This is a genomic window from Candidatus Kirkpatrickella diaphorinae (genome assembly GCF_025736875.1).
Lineage (GTDB): Bacteria > Pseudomonadota > Alphaproteobacteria > Acetobacterales > Acetobacteraceae > Sorlinia > Sorlinia diaphorinae.
Map to the genome: position 1 here is coordinate 1,387,215 of NZ_CP107052.1, position 16,175 is coordinate 1,403,389.

Sequence of the window (16,175 nt, forward strand, 5' to 3'; positions counted from 1 at the left end):
CCGACGCCGACAGCAGGAACTTTTTTGTGAAGAGAGGCATTTTTTATCCCTTTTTATTTGTTATTAGAGGGATATTATAAATTTTCTTTAATGTTTTTGTCTAATTCGCTGATTACAAATTTTAATGATTTGCTTTTTGCGGCATCACGCGATTTGCTGGCAAAATGAGGATGTTACGCGCACCGGACGGCCCGACTTCTCATCCATTGGTTAAGATATGCGCGCCTTCGATCCGACTGCCGCGTCGACATGCGCAAGCGAGCGTGAGCGGATCAGATTTTGCCGCTGAGGGAAGTCAGGAAGGGTGATCCGCGTGTTGCACCCACATTATGCAGCACGCGGATCATGATCAGAGCCTGAGGGCCGTGACTTTATGGCAAGCGGTTGGGAGAATGCGTGTTCGCCTCCTTCTCCAACGCGCATTGCGCCGCGTCCGGTTTGCCGTTCGCCGCACGGAGGGCTTTGAGTTCCTCCCGGACAGCCGGGAGCTGCGCCTTGATTTCGGGGCGCATCATGATGAGGGAGGTCTGCTGCGCGGCAATGCGATAACCGGCTTCAACGTCTGACGCCCAATGTGCGCCGCAGACAATACGGCTTTCCCCGTAGATACGGGCACGCATATAGAGTGCATCAGCGTGATCCGGCATCAGGGATGCGAGCAAGAAGCCGAGCGTGGTCCCCATCATCGTATGTCCGGACGGGTAGGAGCGGAATGGGCCGAGCTCCGCTTTATGCACCATACAGGTCGGCGCATCATTGCCGACAAACGGGCGCTGACGGGCAAAGTGGCGCTTCAGGGCGACCATCGACGGTGCTTCAAGGCTCAAAACATCCCGGGCAAGTTTGCGCAGATGCGGTGCTTTGGCCGTATCGATATCAAACCCGGCCGCGCAGGAAAAATTCCTGAGCGCATGGTCCAACGTGTAATCATCGTCATTGACGGCAAGTTTCCAGCGCGGGGAATCTTTCCACTGGCGGGTCGCGGCAAAAATCTGTTGATCCTGAAGTTGCGCCAGGCTGCCCGGTGCCGGTGGCGGCGGGACGGAAAGGCGGCCGTTGGGCAGAGGCGCGACCTGAGTCATATCAGGTGCCTTCTGGCAGGCAACGAGCGTGAGACTGGCCAGAACGGGCAAGGCAAGTCGTTGCGTCAAAAAACGGCGAAGCATAAATGTACCCTCGGAAATGTGGAGACGAAAACGTTAAAGATCCTCACCATGCGGGAGCTTTAAGGCCGCGTCCACTCCGAAAGCGGTCACAATTTAATCAATTATTCAGCCTTCGATTCACATATTCAACGATGCGGTTCAATTTCTCATCCAGCATTTCCGTCGTGAAGGGCTTGAAGAGGATCTGCATCGACTCATCGAAGCTCTGATCGGAAAAAACAGTCTGCTCCGCATAGCCTGTCATGAAGAGCACTGAAAGATGCTGCTTGCGGGCGCGCGCTTCGTCGGCCAATTGCCTTCCATTAACGCCACCCGGGAGGCCGACATCGGTCATCAGGACATCATAGCGGCGATCCTCATCCGCCAGAAGCGCCATCGCCTCACTTCCCGTTTCCGCCGTCTCAACATGGACGCCCCGGTCACGAAGCGTTTCCTCCAAGGTGAAGCGCAATGTCACATCATCCTCCACCAGAAGAAGGCGCAGATGGGATAGATCAACTTCCGTGGGGCTTCGGCGGCGTGCAGCGCCCTGGGCGGCGGGTCGTTTCTCTCCGCTATAAAGAGGAAGCCAGATATGTACTTTCGTCCCGGCCCCTGGTGCGGATTCAATCTCCACCCTGCCGCCCGATTGCGAGGCGAACCCATATATCATGCTAAGCCCCAACCCGGTGCCTTTGCCGATCGGCTTGGTTGTAAAAAACGGGTCGAAAGCGCGGGCCATGACCTCCGGCGTCATGCCCATGCCTGTATCAGCGACAGTCAGGCACATAAAGCGCACAGCATCTTTCCCCTCTTTGGGCGGTGGGTCGGATCGGGTTGATATCGTGACCGTTCCCCCTTCCGGCATCGCGTCACGCGCATTAATGCCCAGATTGAGGATGGCATTTTCAAGCTGGTTACGATCAATCAGGATCGGCCCCAATTTTGCATCAAGACGCAGTTTGAGGCGCACAGCCGGGCCAATCGTGCGGCGCAGGAATTCAGCCAGCCCGCTGACCAGTTCGTTCACATCTGTCACTGTCGGGTCAAGCGTCTGCCGCCGTGAGAAAGCCAGCAGGCGATGGGTCAAGCCCGCCGCGCGGTCCGTCGCTTCCTGCGCTGCGTTGATGTAGCGATCCAGCCCTTCAAACTGCCCGCGCGCCATCCGCCGCCGCATGAGGCCGAGCGCGCCGCTGATCCCGCCAAGGATATTATTGAAGTCATGCGCAAGCCCGCCCGTCAGCTGGCCGACAGCTTCCATTTTCTGAGACTGGCGAAGCTGGTCTTCAAGGATGATGCGCTCCGTGATATCGCGCCCGATGAGGAAGATTTCATCATCGTCACGAAAGCCCGTCCAGTTGAATGTGTGCCAGGAATTATCCTCAAACCGCAGACGCAGGTCCGCGCTGCGCTCCCCCTGATTAGCGGCCAGCGCCTGTAACATCTCCGCAATTTTCTGCCGGTCTTGAGGGTGGACAAAACTGGCCAGCATTTCACCTTTATATTGCGCGCGGTCCAGATCGGCGCAGCGCGCCCAGCTTGGATTGACGTGGCGCAATCGCCCATCCAGCCCGACAGAGGCCAGGAGGTCATCCGTGATCGCCCAGATACTGTCCCGCTCCCGCGTGCGGCGGTCAACCTGCTCCTCCAATGTCCCATTAATGCGGCGGAGATCTTCCTGCGCGCGGTTCTGCCGGATGGCCGCCCAACCGCGATCAGCGACTGTCAGGATGAAGCCCATATTGATCCGGTCCCAACGATGCGGCTCCGCATAATGGACCATCGCCAGCGCGCAAAAAGCCCCATCCGCCATAAGCGGCACATAATAAAAAGCCCGGATTTTCTCCCGCAGGAAAACATCCGCATGTTTCCGGGTCATAGGGTGGGCGGTGACATCCAGCACAGCGACCGCCTCACCGCGTCGCAACGAGTCGAAAAGCGCCTTGAAAGGCTGAAATGTCGCCATGCGCGTGAGTTGGGCAAATTGCGGCGCCCGGCTCCAGAGCGCGGTAACGAGCACGAAATCCCGATTATCGTCAATATCAGCGAAAGCGGCGCGGTCCGCCTCAATTGTTTCCCCCATGACGCGGCTGGCGACATTCAGAATTTCTTTTTCCTCCCTGATCGCACGCAGATTATCGATCAGTTTAAGAAGGGCCTCCCGTTTCAGGGCCTGGCGTTTCTTCTCATCAATATTCAGCAGGATGCCGGGAAGCCCGACAATCTGCCCGTCGCCACTTGTTTCCCATCTTCCATCCGCCTCAACCCAGATCCAACCCTGCCCATCCGCCGCACGGACGCGGAATTCGCATTGAAGCCTGCCGCGCGATGACAGGCTTTTCCGCAAAGCTGAGAGGAGCACGGCACGGTCATCACCCGCCACCCGCCGCAGCAACTGCCGCATCGTCACGCCGGAAGACATCTCCCCAACCGGAAAAGCCAGGGTCGCCGCCATGCGCGGGTCGCCATGCAGCAGGCGGGCTTTGATATCCCAGATCCACCCGCCGGAAATCGCGCCGGCATAGGAGGCAAGCTCAAGACGCTCTTGATCCTGGGTAGAGGCTGTCATATCACGTGAGCTGCACATCAGGTAAATGACATTGCTTTTGTGCCCCCCGCCTGGGAGAGATATCGGCACGACCCGCGCGCGCCAGCGATGCAACGTGCCATCGGCTGAGAACGCATATTCCTCAATCTGTCCGGGATGATTTTCGAGGGCTTTCTCGATGATGTGGCGTGCGGAAGCACGACCCTGCCCCATCCAGAGGCCGGACCAGTCCGTCCCGAATTGCTGCGTGCCGGGAAAGCGCGACAGGGTGGCGATGCGATCCCCGGAAGTAAAGACGACCCGCCCCTGCCGATCCAGCAGGCAAAACCCGTCACTCGTGCCCTGCATTAATTGCGTGAGGAGGGCATCCTCCATGTCACGGGCCGCGCGCGTCGCCTCTCGACGGCAGAAAATCGCATTCCACCCGCCTGCATGTTTTGACACGAAGAAATGAAAAATATCGCCTCCCGCCGCGTCCACCCTTAAATGATGGGTGGATGCGCTCCCCGACCCCGCTGACATCAGGGCATCCGGCAATGTCAAAGAGCGGGAAAATTTTTCCAGCGTCATGCCATCATAGAGGATCTGTGCTGTCAGGCCGAGCATGGACGCCGCCGCCTCATCGCCGCGCACGCATTGGCGCGCTTTGTCCCAGGCAAGGCACCCGAAAGCAACGCGCGAAGTCTGCCTGACTTTCGTTGGCGGCTTCACATCCGGATGGCCCAGCCCCGCGACCAGTTCCCGCGCGTAATTGCCAATTTTTTCATCCAACGCAGGCTGACGGGCCGCTTTATGGTCACGGACAGCAATCAGCGCGGCAACGGCACCTTGATATGCACGGAAGATACGCGTTTTGACGCGATCGAGCGTTTCAATGAGGATATCAGAGATGACATGATCCGCGCCCGCCGGTCCTTTCGGGCCGGATTGCAGCAGTGCCTTGATTTTCCGAGCCGCGCCGACGCCGACATGTTGCGCCGGATTTGTTTCGATAAACGCATCATCTGCGCCACGCACAGCGATGATGAAAGGCATTTCAGGAGACGATGCGCGCATTTTCGCGGCCAGACGCGAAATCTCTTTGCGGACCCGCGTTTCTTCCACTGTCTGCTCATGGCGTCGTGCGTTCATCGGCCATCCTTCCCCGCCCATGAAATCATGGGCGAGTCCCGATTTGGTTATCTATAAGAGCAATACAATTGAGTTTTTAACATGTTCCCACCAGCGGGACGCGATTTTAAGGTTTTTTGGCCCTTTTCCGGGAAAAACTTGCGATTTTCCACCTTTTGACTGTGCCGCTTCCCGGCATCATCGGATATTTCATCCTGCCTGGGAAAGCCCGGGACGCTCAGACCATAATTGCTTCAGCGCCGCGACCAGATCGTCAATATCCGATTTACGATGGAGCGGGCCTGGCGTGATCCGCAACCGCTCAAGCCCGCGCGGCACGGTCGGATAATTGATCGGCTGAATGTAATGCCCATAGCGCGTCAGGAGCGCATCGGAAATCGCGCGGCATTCCTTCGCATCACAGACCATCACCGGGATGATGTGAGACGGATTGCTGAGGTGAGGCAGTCCGGCATCGTCAAGACACTGACGGAGGTAACGCACGGCCGCCCTCTGCCCCTCACGCTCAACCGAACTTTGGCGCAGATGCCGGACACTCGCACGGGCGCCTGCCGCGATCATCGGTGGCAGCGCGGTGGAGAAGATGAAGCCGGAAGCGAAAGAGCGGACAAAATCACATAATGCGGCTGAGCCGGTGATATACCCGCCCACAACACCGAAGCCCTTCCCCAACGTGCCTTCAATGACGGAGATACGGTGGGACAGGCCGCGCTCCTCCGCGACGCCGCCACCCTGATGGCCGTACATGCCCACCGCATGGACCTCATCAAGGTAGGTCAGCGCGCCGTAACGCTCCGCGACATCACAAATTTCCGCAATCGGGGCGATGTCGCCATCCATTGAATATACCGACTCAAAAGCGACGATTTTCGGCACATTGGCGGGGAGTTCACTTAAGTGACGCGCGAGATCACCCACGTCATTATGGCGGAAAATGCGCTTATCCGCCCGGGAATGGCGGATGCCTTCAATCATGGAAGCGTGGTTCTGCGCATCGGACAGCACCACACAGTTTTTGAGGCGCGCCGCGATCGTGCCCAACGTCGCCCAGTTGGAAAGATAGCCGGAATTGAACAGAAGCGCCGCTTCCTTGCCGTGAAGTGAGGCAAGTTCCTGCTCCAGCAGGACGTGCTCATGGCAGGTGCCGGAGATGTTCCGCGTGCCACCTGCCCCAGCGCCGGACTGGTCCAGCGCCGCGTGCATGGCTGTCAGCACCTCTTTATGCTCACCCATCCCGAGATAGTCGTTTGAGCACCAGATCGTGACGTCGCGTTTCAGCCCATGATGGTAGGCTTTGGGGAAATGGCCGACGCGGCGCTCCAGTTCCGCAAAGATCCGGTAACTGCCATCGGCCTTCAGACCGTCCAGCGCGGCGCGGAAATGCGCATCAAATGCGGCATCCATTTTCGACATCTCGTCCGTCCTTTCTAAAAGGCGCCTGCCGCCCCTTACGGGCGCAATCTAACCCAGATCCGTGAGGATTTCTTCATAAAATCAATGGGATCACCTCATTCATGGAGGCTTGCACATTCGTCAGGCTGTCAGGGTGATCGCGGCATAGGCGGTTTTTATTTCAGTCTGATCCCGGGAAGGCAGTATCTTTTTCTTAATGAATAAATATTACGCTTCTCATACCACGTGAGCGGTTGCACGCTTTCGCCTGGACGTCGAAATGTAAAGTTGAGTCTGATTTTTCAGTGGAATAGGCGCGTCGCTTCATTTGGAACGCATGAAGGGAGAAGCTTTGATATTTCACAATGTCTCATCGTGGCGTGGCGACCCTGTGCGTGCTCGGAAAACAGCCCGGGGCAATGATGCTTTCACCGCCGCCACACAATGTCATGTTTCATCGGATTAATGTCGTAACACGGGAAGATTGCAAGGCTATTCAACCGTAGCGTGCAGCTCAATTCCGAGAAAATCACATATGGCGCAACACGTCTCAATTAATTTGACGCTGTTGCGGCAAAGTGACGACTTTGATTGCGCCGGGGGCGGGGTACCGGGGAGTTTAGTTAAAATCTGACAGCTTAGTTTGTAAACGTCACCTCACGACGCAGGGACGGCCAAATCCTTACGAATTCTTACAATCTTGCGCCTGTCGGGGCAAAATCGAGACGTCACAGCGTAAAATATGGGGGCACGTGAAGTTTTCCCACCTCACCCTTGAACCCCCCTCAAAATACCGCGTTGCCTTATCGCGTTACGCGATCAAAGTTTATCCGAAGCTTGGGCGCGTGGACGACTGATTCCCACCTTGTTTACTCGCGCCACACGGATTATGGCTCAAGAGACCGATTTTAACGAAAGAGGATAGCTATGAAGTCCACCGATCTGATTGACCGCATTGCCTCCGCGACCGGCGGCACCAAAGCCGACGCCAAAAAGGCCCTTGATACAGTATGGTCCAGCATCATCGAAGCCGCCCGGAAGGGTGAAGAAGTCTCTATCCCGGGTTTCGGCAAGTTCCAGGTTCGCACGACGGCTGCGCGTCAGGGTCGTAATCCCAAAACTGGCGAAACCATCAATATCGCCGCATCTAAAAAGCTTTCCTATTCTTCAGCGAAAAACGTCAAGGACGCTCTAGCTTCCAAGCACCGATAAAAGCCTGACATTATGAGGTTCTGAGAAGTGCGGTTGAAGCGTGACCCAAAGTCCGCCTTCATCCGTGCTTTTTTTTGCGCCTTGAGATGGTCATTTGCTTTGAGCACGCCCCTGACGGCAGCGCCATACTCAGCGTTTGCTTCCTGAGGCGTCTTCAGTGACACCCGCCGGAATTTGACCCGCAGCCCGAACATCCCGAACATGCGCCCTGCCCGCCAGACGTCGCTGCGGGACGCGTGACACGCCGGCAGATAAAGCCAGGGATCACCTTTTTCACCCAGTAAAATGCAGCGCCGAAAAGTACGGCGCCAACGGCCAGATCTTCCCACATATTTCATGCGCCCCCTAAAAAGCGTGTCATATGATAGGTAAGAAGCGAGGCGATATAAGCAAGTGCAAAAAGGCTGAGTGCCGTTCTCGCGACAATTTTGAGGGAATTTGTCTCGCGCCGCATGACCGCGAGCGTTGAGAAACATTGCGGCGCGTAGACATACCAGGCCAGCAGGCTCAACGCTGTGGCGAGGCTCCATTGTGCGGATAAAAGCGGGCCGAGAACAGTGGCCGCCGTATCCTCCGTGGCATTGAGCGCATAAACCGTCGCAAGGGCGGAAACCGCCACCTCACGTGCCGCTAGGCCCGGAATGAGCGACACGCAGATCTGCCAGTTGAACCCGATCGGCGCAAAGACCGGCAACATCCAATGGCCTATTTTACCCGCAAGCGAATAAGAAATGGCGGGCTGCGTCGCGTGCACAGGCGGGGGCGGAAAGCAGGAGAGCGCCCATAAAAGCACGTTGAGGGAGACGATTACCGTGCCGACACGGGTGAGGAAAATGCGGGCACGCTGAAGCAACCCGATAAGGACGGCGCGCGGGTTCGGCCAGCGATAAGGCGGGAGTTCAAGCATTAAAATATGCTCTTCCGCCGCCGCCCCCCGCGTCAGAACGCGCGCGGCAATGATGCCGCTGAGGATGGCAAGAGCGTAAAGCCCGAACAAGACGAGGCCTTGCAGACCGATAAAGCCGAAATAAATGTGACGCGGGATAAAAGCGGCGATCAGCAGGGCGTAAATCGGCAGGCGTGCGGAGCAGGTCATGAGAGGCGCGATCATGATCGTCACAATGCGGTCCCGCGGATGCTGCACCGTCCGCGCCGCCATGATCCCCGGGATCGCGCAGGCAAAGCTGGAGAGGAGCGGGATGAACGACCTTCCACTCAGCCCGGCCGACGCCATCAGGCGGTCCAGCATAAAGGCGGCGCGCGGCAGATAGCCGCTCTCCTCCAGCACGATAATCCAGAAGAAAAGCACCAGGATCTGCGGTAGAAAAACCGCGACACTCCCCGCCCCGGCGATCACGCCATTTTGCAGCAGGCTGTGTAGCGCCCCATCGGGGAGCGGCGTCACGACCGCCGCGCCGAGGCGGGAAAATGCGTTTTCCAGAAAATCCATCGCCGGTTGGGCGAGGGTGAAGACCGACTGGAACATCACAAGCAGAACGATGAAGAGTAGCGCCATCCCCCAGACAGGATGAAGGACGACGCGATCAATGCGGTCTGTCAGCTGATTATCCCCGGCGACAGACTCATTCGTGTATTGCGACATCAGCGCATCAACCTGCGCATAAATTGGGGCCGCATCACGCGCTGGAGGGGTCTCCGGCGGCGCGGCCAGAGCATTGCGTAAGGCTGACACACCGGATTTCCGCAGACTGACGGTCGGGATGATCCTGACGCCGAGGGCTGCTTCGAGCCCGGCAATGTCGATGTCAAAATTCTGGCGTCGCGCTTCATCCATCATGTTCAGCGCAACGATGATCGGGCAGCCGATCTGCATCAGTTCAAGTAAGAAGCGAAGATGCAGACGCAGGTTACTGGCGGAAACGACACAGATGATCAGTTCCGGCCTGGCCTCTTTCGCATGTTGACCAAGGCAGACATCGCGGGTGATGGCCTCATCGGGCGAAGTGGCCTGAAGACTATAGGCGCCGGGCAGGTCAAGCAGCCGGACATGACTGCCATCCGGCAGGGTGACGCGCCCTTCCTTCCGCTCCACCGTGACACCCGCGTAATTGGCGACTTTCTGGCGGCTTCCCGTTAATTGGTTGAAAAGAGATGTCTTGCCGCTATTCGGGTTGCCGACGAGCGCGACGCGGCGCGCCGAGGGGCTGGACGCAGGGAGAGCGCTGCTCAAAGCGCGGCACTCTCTTTCTCATCCAGTCCGTTTGACGGCGCATCCTGGCTTTCCATCGTCACACGCCGCGCCTCACTTCTGCGCAACGCGAAGCGGGAGGCACCCACCCGGAGGGCAATAGGGTCACGGCCGAAAGGACCGACCGCCAATATCTTGACGACGGCGCCAGGGATGAAGCCAAGCTCCTTCAATCGACGTGATACGACATCCTCCTGCCCGACTTCCTGAACTTTGGCGATCTTGCCGGAATGGCCGGGCAGCAGATTGTCTAAGGTGAGCATAAGAGGACGACCCCGCGCGCGCATTGCAAACGATATTCATTATGAGATAATGCGCGCGCGACAAAATTGGAATGTTCTGCCCGTAATTAAATATTCACCTTTGAAACGTCCAGACACTTGACAGGAAATTCTTTCGCGTCAGACGCGCCCTGCAAGGCAGGTTGGACAAACGGGTGCCCAGCCTTTTAGAGATTGATGAGGCGATCACGACAGGCCAAAAAATCGCGCCCCGCCTGTACGAAAAGGCGTTTACCGTCTCACGCGACATGCTGCGTGTCCTCGGGCCGTTAGGCAGATCCTGATGAATTGTCAGGTGATGAATTTCCCGACCCATCACCTGTCGAGATCGGCTTGACGCAGATTGCGACTCGATCAATCCTCTCAGATTATGAGCGGCTTCAATGACGTCGCCATTGTCTGCAAAATCAGGCAGCAAGATGTTGCGCCCGCATCCAGCACACCGCGTGAGCGTTCCCCCAATCGGCTGGCACGCCCGATACGCGCGACAAGGTCGATGGTCGAGTCACGCCCTTTCTCAGCCGCTTCCGACATGGCGTCCAGAGCGTGGATGAAATCCTGACCCTGCTGCAATGCCGTGTCGAAGCGCTCAACAGCGGGCTGCAACGTATCAATGAGCGTCTTATCACCAACACGCGCATTGCCCAGACTATTGATGCCCGCCAGCGCCGCCCGAAGCATCTGACCGAATAACTTTGCATCCAGGAAATGCGCGCCCTCAAGACATTGCGCCATCCCCTCAAAAAACCGCCCGTAAAGCGGCCCCATCGAGCCCCCAATACCCGCCATCAGACTGTCGGAAAGGATGGCGAGCCCCTCACCCATCGGGGGCGGCGTTGCGCCGAGACGATCCCCACACCGCGCAAAACCTTTAGCCATGTTGATGCCGTGATCACCATCCCCGATTTTGCCGTCAATTTCACTCAGCCATTCACGTGCATTGGTAACCGCCGTGACGAGCGCGGGCACAATCCCGGTCGTCGCCGCTAGATCGATGCCGGTTTCCGGCAGATAACGCGCCGTTTTTCTCGCCGCCGCGGCACTTTGATGGTCCGGCATCAGCGTGGCCACAGGTGCTTCCACCGCGGCGCTGGCCGCGTCACCTTCAGAGGTGGCAGGCCCGTTCTGAGTTAAACCGATGGATTCCGCCGGGGCTTTAACGAGGCGTTCAAGCTCCTCATCCATCTTCATGAGCGTCAGTGTCACGCCCTTCATTTCAAGCGACGTGAAGTAATTACCGACGAAACGATGCGCGATCACGATGCCCTTTTCCGCGAGGATATCTGCAATGTCCGCGTAAAGCGTGTAAAGCTCAATGACGGGCGTCGCCCCGAGGCCGGAGAGGAGCACGGTCACACGATCCCCTTTTGCAAAAGGCAGATCGGGGAGAAGGTGGTCGATCATTAATTGCGCGATTTCCCGCGCGCTGCCCAGTTTCTGAACAGAAACGCCGGGCTCCCCATGATGGCCGATCCCGACTTCCATCGTGCCAAGCGTAATCGAGAAATTGGGGTGACCATTTGCGACAATGGTGCAGGGCGTCAGCCCCACCCCGATGGAGCGCGTGTGGCGGATCACCTTTTCCGCGACAGCAATGACCTCATCGAGGGAAGCCCCCTCCTCTGCGCGCGCACCCGCGATCTTCCACATCAGGATCTCGCCTGCGACGCCGCGGCGACGATCCGCTTCACTGACCGGCGCGGAGGCCACATCATCCGTGGCGACAACGGTCTTCACACTGATGCCCGCATTCTGGGCGTCGCGCACCGCCATGCGCACATTCATGGTGTCGCCCGCATAATTGCCGAAGAGGCAGGCCACACCCGCCCCATTATCCGCCTCACGCATCGCATCCAGAAAACTGAGCGCGGTCGGGGAGGAGAAAATCTCACCCACCGCCACAGCATCCAGCATCCCAGGGCCGACATAGCCCAGGAAAGCCGGTTCATGCCCTGATCCACCCCCTGTGACGATCCCGACCTTGCGACGCGTCGCCGGACGGGCGCGCTTCAGCACGCGCGGGTTTGACGTCGCTGCAATAAGGTCCGGATAAGCCAGCAGAACACCGCGCACACCATCTTCAACCACTTGATCCGGATCATTAAAGATACGGTCCAACCGTGTCCGCAACGCGCCATGCGTGGCTTCCTCCTGCGACGTCGGTGCCTTGGACTTATCGGCGGATGGGGCATTTGCGCTCATATCTGGCCTCAATCAATGAGAAGAATATCGTATCTCGCCAGATAAAGACGAAAATCTTCCCTGTAAAGTAACAGGTTTCACAAATTTTAAGTTTTTTACGCCAATGACGTGATGTTTTTATGTTATTTTCAGTCACTCATGTGATTTTCCCGGCAACATAGCAGGTTAGGAAATAGGGGTTTCCTCCCGCAACGCCGCCGCGAGAAATTCCGCTGCACGAATGCCGTCAATCCCTGCGGAGAGAATGCCCCCGGCATAGCCCGCCCCTTCCCCGGCCGGGAAAACACCCCGGATCGAAGGGCTTTGCCCGGTCTTGTCCCGATCAAGACGAAGAGGGGAGGATGTGCGCGTCTCGACCCCGGTCAGGACGGCATCATCCATCGAAAAGCCTGGGATTTTCGCGTCAAATACGGGCAATGCCTCCCTGATGGCGTCTATCGCGAAATCCGGCAGGCAGTCCCGAAGGTCAGCCGGTGTCACGCCCGGCTTATAGGAGGGGATCACCGCACCGAGATCCGTCGAGGCACGCCCCGCGAGGAAATCCCCGACTTTCTGGGCGGGCGCCGCATAATTGCGCCCGCCAGCATTAAAAGCTGCCTGCTCCCACCGGCGTTGAAAAGCGATCCCGCCGAGAACATCATTCGGGAAGTCGATGTCAGGTTTGACTTCGACGACGATCCCCGCATTGGCGTTTCGTTCAGCACGGGAATATTGGCTCATTCCGTTCGTCGCCACCGCCCCCCTCTCCGACGTGGCCGCCACAACGGTGCCGCCGGGACACATACAGAAGGAATAGACAGATCGCCCATTAGAGGCGCGATGCACGAGCTTGTAATCGGCAGCGCCCAGGAGATGATGACCCGCAGAGGGGCCGAACCGCGCCGCATCAATGACGGATTGCGGATGCTCAATGCGCACACCGATGGAGAATGGTTTGGCATGCATGGCCAACCCGGCGGCGTGAAGCATGTCAAAACTGTCCCGCGCGCTGTGGCCCAAAGCGAAAACAGCATGGCGCGTCGGGATGTGGCTGCCATCGGCGAGATCAAGCCCTGTCAGGCGTTGCTGCGCATCCACCCGGATACCATCGACGCGGCTGTTAAATTGATAATTGCCGCCCAGCCGCTCAATCTCCGCCCTGAGATTTTCAACCATCGTGACAAGCCGGAACGTGCCGATATGCGGTTTTGAAAGATAGAGGATTTCCGCCGGTGCACCGGCTTTAACGAAGGTCTCCAGCACGAAGCGGCCAAGATGTCGCGGGTCGCTGACGCCGCTATAAAGCTTGCCATCCGAGAATGTTCCGGCCCCGCCCTCCCCGAACTGCACATTGCTCTCCGGCGTGAGTTCAGCTTTCCGCCAGAAGGCGAACGTGTCCACCGTCCTTTCACGGACTTTTTTGCCCCGCTCGATAATGAGAGGCCTGAGACCTGCCTTTGCCAGAACAAGCGCCGCCATCAGCCCGCAAGGTCCGGCGCCGATCACGACGGGACGCTGCGGCGGGTGCGGCGCGGAAGGCACATTATATTGATGCGCGGGCGTCGGCATCACGCGCATCGCGGCACGTGCATCTTCCTGACATTTCTGCAGGATTTCGGATTCATGATCGACGGAACAGTCTATATGATAGACGAGCATGATCCGATGTTTATGGCGCGCATCGTAGCCACGGCGCGCGATCTTAATATCGCGCACGTCCTGCTCATCAACGCCCAGCCGCGCTGCCACGGTTTTTCTGATAGCGTCCTCACCGTGCGCAAGCGGAAGGCGGATTTCAGTGACACGGATCATAGTGCGTGCGAAACTCTCAGTAATGGATGGCTCACGCGCTCTTTAACATATTCCGGCTTTAGGGGGTAAAAGATGACCGCGCCATTTTCATACGTCGATCAGCGGCTTGTCTCGATGCCGCAGCACAGTGGGCGGATGGCCCCGCCAGCCCCGCGCCTCTTGAAAATTTCCCACGTTGCTGCAACGTGACTTTCGTAAGATATTCCTGAAGGTGACACATGTCTGAATCACTTGACCCGGAAAGACCATCTCCGGCTATGTCCAATGTGTCCCGAGCCTGCGCCGAAAACAGCGCCGCGCACGATCATCACGACCCTCATGATCATGATCATGCGGCCCACCATCATGGGGAGAGCGGTGGCCACCATCATCATGCGCCAAGTGATTTCGGCCGGATTTTCTTCATTTGCCTCACCATTAATACGATCTTCGTGTTCGGGGAGGCGGTTTTCGGCTTATGGATCAATTCCCTCTCCCTGATCTCAGATGCCGGGCATAATCTTTCCGACCTGCTCGGGCTCGGCGGGGCCTGGCTGGCTTTTCATCTCGCACGGCGTGAACCCTCAGAGCGTTTCACATACGGATTGAAACGTTCCACCATCCTCTCCGCCCTCGGCAATGCCATGTTGCTGCTCTTCGTAACAGGCGGGATCGTCGTGGGCGCGATCATGCGCATCCTGCATCCTCAGGAAGTGCCTGGCTGGGGCGTTATCATCACCGCACTCATCGGCCTTATCGTTAATGGCAGCACGGCCTTATTGCTGATGCGGGGAAGTCATGATGACCTGAATATGCGTGGCGCCTTCCTGCATATGGTGTCGGATGCCGCGATCTCCGCGGGCGTCGCGGTCACCGGCGTCGCCATTCTGCTGACGGGCTGGTCCATATTTGACCCGATTGTGAGTCTGGTCATCTCAATCCTGATCGTCATTTCAAGCTGGGGTTTGTTGCGCGCCTCGCTGGACATGACACTTGACGCGGTGCCGCGGAATATTGACAGCAATGCGGTCGGCGCGGCGCTGCGGGGTCTACCCGGTGTCCGGCAAATTCATCACATGCACATATGGCCCCTGAGCACAACAGAAACGGCCCTGACCGTGCATCTTGTCGTCAGTGCCGACATTGCCTCCCGGGATGAACTGCTGCAATCTGCGGCGGGTTTATTGCGCTCGCGCTTTCGGATCGGCCATGCGACCTTCCAGTTAGAGGATGACACGGATGCGCCCCCCTGCGGGCACGTCAGACAGGCCCCCACATCGCCATGACGCTTTCGGCTCTGACAATGGAGAAACAGAAGATCCGTCTCGGCCTCTGCACGCTGGCCGTCAGCCTTGTCGCCCTCACCCTGAAAATGCTCGCCTGGTGGCTCAGTGGCAGTATGGCGCTTCTCTCCGATGCGTTGGAGACGGTCATTAATGTCGTTGCCGCGTCCTTTGCCCTCGCCGCTCTGCATATCTCCAACCTTCCGCCAGACCTTAATCACACTTACGGGCACGGAAAGGTCGAATATCTCTCAACCGTGATTGAAGGCATCCTGGTAGTGGTGACGGCCTGCGGCATTTTCTACGCTGCCTGGACACATTGGAAAGCACCGAACACGGATCTGGCCGCCTGGCAGGGCGTCATGTTCAATGCGCTCGGTGGCCTCGTCAATCTCGTCTGGGGGCTGACTTTGCTGCGGCAGGGGCGGCGCATCAACTCTCCGGCCGTGATCGCCAGCGGCCACCATATTATTGCCGATGTCTGGACGACGCTCATTCTCATCATCGGCGTCTCCCTCATTCCCCTCACCGGCTTTTACCGCCTTGATGCGATCCTTTCAGCCTTGATTGCCCTCAATGTCCTGCGCGTCGGGTTCAGCGTCATGCGCGCCTCCATTGCCGGGCTCATGGATGAAGTGCCCGACCCGGCCAGTTTACAGAAGATCGCTGAAATTATTGCGTCTCATGGTGGCGGTGCCCTGCAGGCCCATGACATCAGGGCGCGCCGCTCCGGCACACATTATTTTATCGATTTCCACCTCGTCGTACCCGGCGCCACCCGCGTTTCAGAAGCCCATGCCATCTGTGATTGCGTTGAAAACGCACTTAAGGCGCATTTCGGGCCGGACGTCACCACGATCCATGTCCATATTGAACCGGAAAGCCACCTTCTGCCCGAGGGCGTCCCGATCCCGTAAGGGCAGGACCCGGTCAGGGACAGGCAAAGTGCGACATATTTTGTCACTTCCCGTCAGCATATCGTCGAATACGCTTCTTGTCGGG

10 protein-coding genes are annotated in these 16,175 nt (G+C 57.9%); 3 read left to right on the forward strand and 7 right to left on the reverse strand.

The genetic code is table 11. The features are described from left to right. Nucleotides 1-371: 371 nt before the first annotated feature. The 3 genes from N5W20_RS06145 to hemA all read right to left on the reverse strand — a co-directional run bounded on the left by N5W20_RS06145 (nt 372) and on the right by hemA (nt 6,237). Nucleotides 372-1,166: an acid phosphatase gene (locus N5W20_RS06145; RefSeq protein ID WP_319806287.1), complete on the reverse strand. Its 795-nt coding sequence runs from the start codon at nt 1,164-1,166 to the stop codon at nt 372-374. 97 nt (nt 1,167-1,263) lie between these two features. Further along, nucleotides 1,264-4,824: an ATP-binding protein gene (locus N5W20_RS06150; RefSeq protein ID WP_319806288.1), complete on the reverse strand. Its 3,561-nt coding sequence runs from the start codon at nt 4,822-4,824 to the stop codon at nt 1,264-1,266. A gap of 189 nt (nt 4,825-5,013) precedes the next feature. Further along, a complete protein-coding gene (gene hemA / locus N5W20_RS06155; RefSeq protein ID WP_456304901.1) occupies nt 5,014-6,237 on the reverse strand; it encodes a 5-aminolevulinate synthase in 1,224 nt (407 codons plus the stop codon). Nucleotides 6,238-7,143: 906 nt separating this feature from the next. Between hemA and N5W20_RS06160 the strand changes: the two genes are divergently transcribed. Continuing rightward, nucleotides 7,144-7,428 carry an HU family DNA-binding protein gene (locus N5W20_RS06160; RefSeq protein WP_319806289.1) on the forward strand — a complete coding sequence of 95 codons (285 nt, stop codon included), beginning with the start codon at nt 7,144-7,146 and terminating at the stop codon, nt 7,426-7,428. A 334-nt stretch (nt 7,429-7,762) separates the two neighbouring features. Here N5W20_RS06160 and feoB read toward each other — a convergent pair whose 3' ends face one another. From feoB to N5W20_RS06180, 4 genes are all read right to left on the reverse strand, one after another. Then, a complete protein-coding gene (gene feoB / locus N5W20_RS06165; RefSeq protein ID WP_319806290.1) occupies nt 7,763-9,619 on the reverse strand; it encodes a ferrous iron transporter B in 1,857 nt (618 codons plus the stop codon). After that, nucleotides 9,616-9,900: a FeoA family protein gene (locus tag N5W20_RS06170; RefSeq protein ID WP_319806291.1), complete on the reverse strand. Its 285-nt coding sequence runs from the start codon at nt 9,898-9,900 to the stop codon at nt 9,616-9,618. The genes feoB and N5W20_RS06170 overlap by 4 nt, the downstream gene beginning before the upstream one ends. Before the next feature lie 381 nt (nt 9,901-10,281). Then, on the reverse strand, nt 10,282-12,120 hold the full coding sequence (dhaL, locus tag N5W20_RS06175; protein WP_319806292.1) for a dihydroxyacetone kinase subunit DhaL: 1,839 nt from the start codon (nt 12,118-12,120) through the stop codon (nt 10,282-10,284). Nucleotides 12,121-12,285: 165 nt separating this feature from the next. Then, entirely contained in the window at nt 12,286-13,911 is a 1,626-nt protein-coding gene (locus tag N5W20_RS06180) for an NAD(P)/FAD-dependent oxidoreductase (RefSeq protein ID WP_319806293.1), read from the reverse strand. A 218-nt stretch (nt 13,912-14,129) separates the two neighbouring features. Between N5W20_RS06180 and N5W20_RS06185 the strand changes: the two genes are divergently transcribed. After that, a complete protein-coding gene (locus N5W20_RS06185; RefSeq protein ID WP_319806294.1) occupies nt 14,130-15,176 on the forward strand; it encodes a cation diffusion facilitator family transporter in 1,047 nt (348 codons plus the stop codon). Further along, nucleotides 15,173-16,090, forward strand: coding sequence for a cation diffusion facilitator family transporter (locus N5W20_RS06190; RefSeq protein ID WP_319806295.1), 918 nt, complete (start codon nt 15,173-15,175; stop codon nt 16,088-16,090). The genes N5W20_RS06185 and N5W20_RS06190 overlap by 4 nt, the downstream gene beginning before the upstream one ends. Nucleotides 16,091-16,175 lie beyond the last annotated feature (85 nt).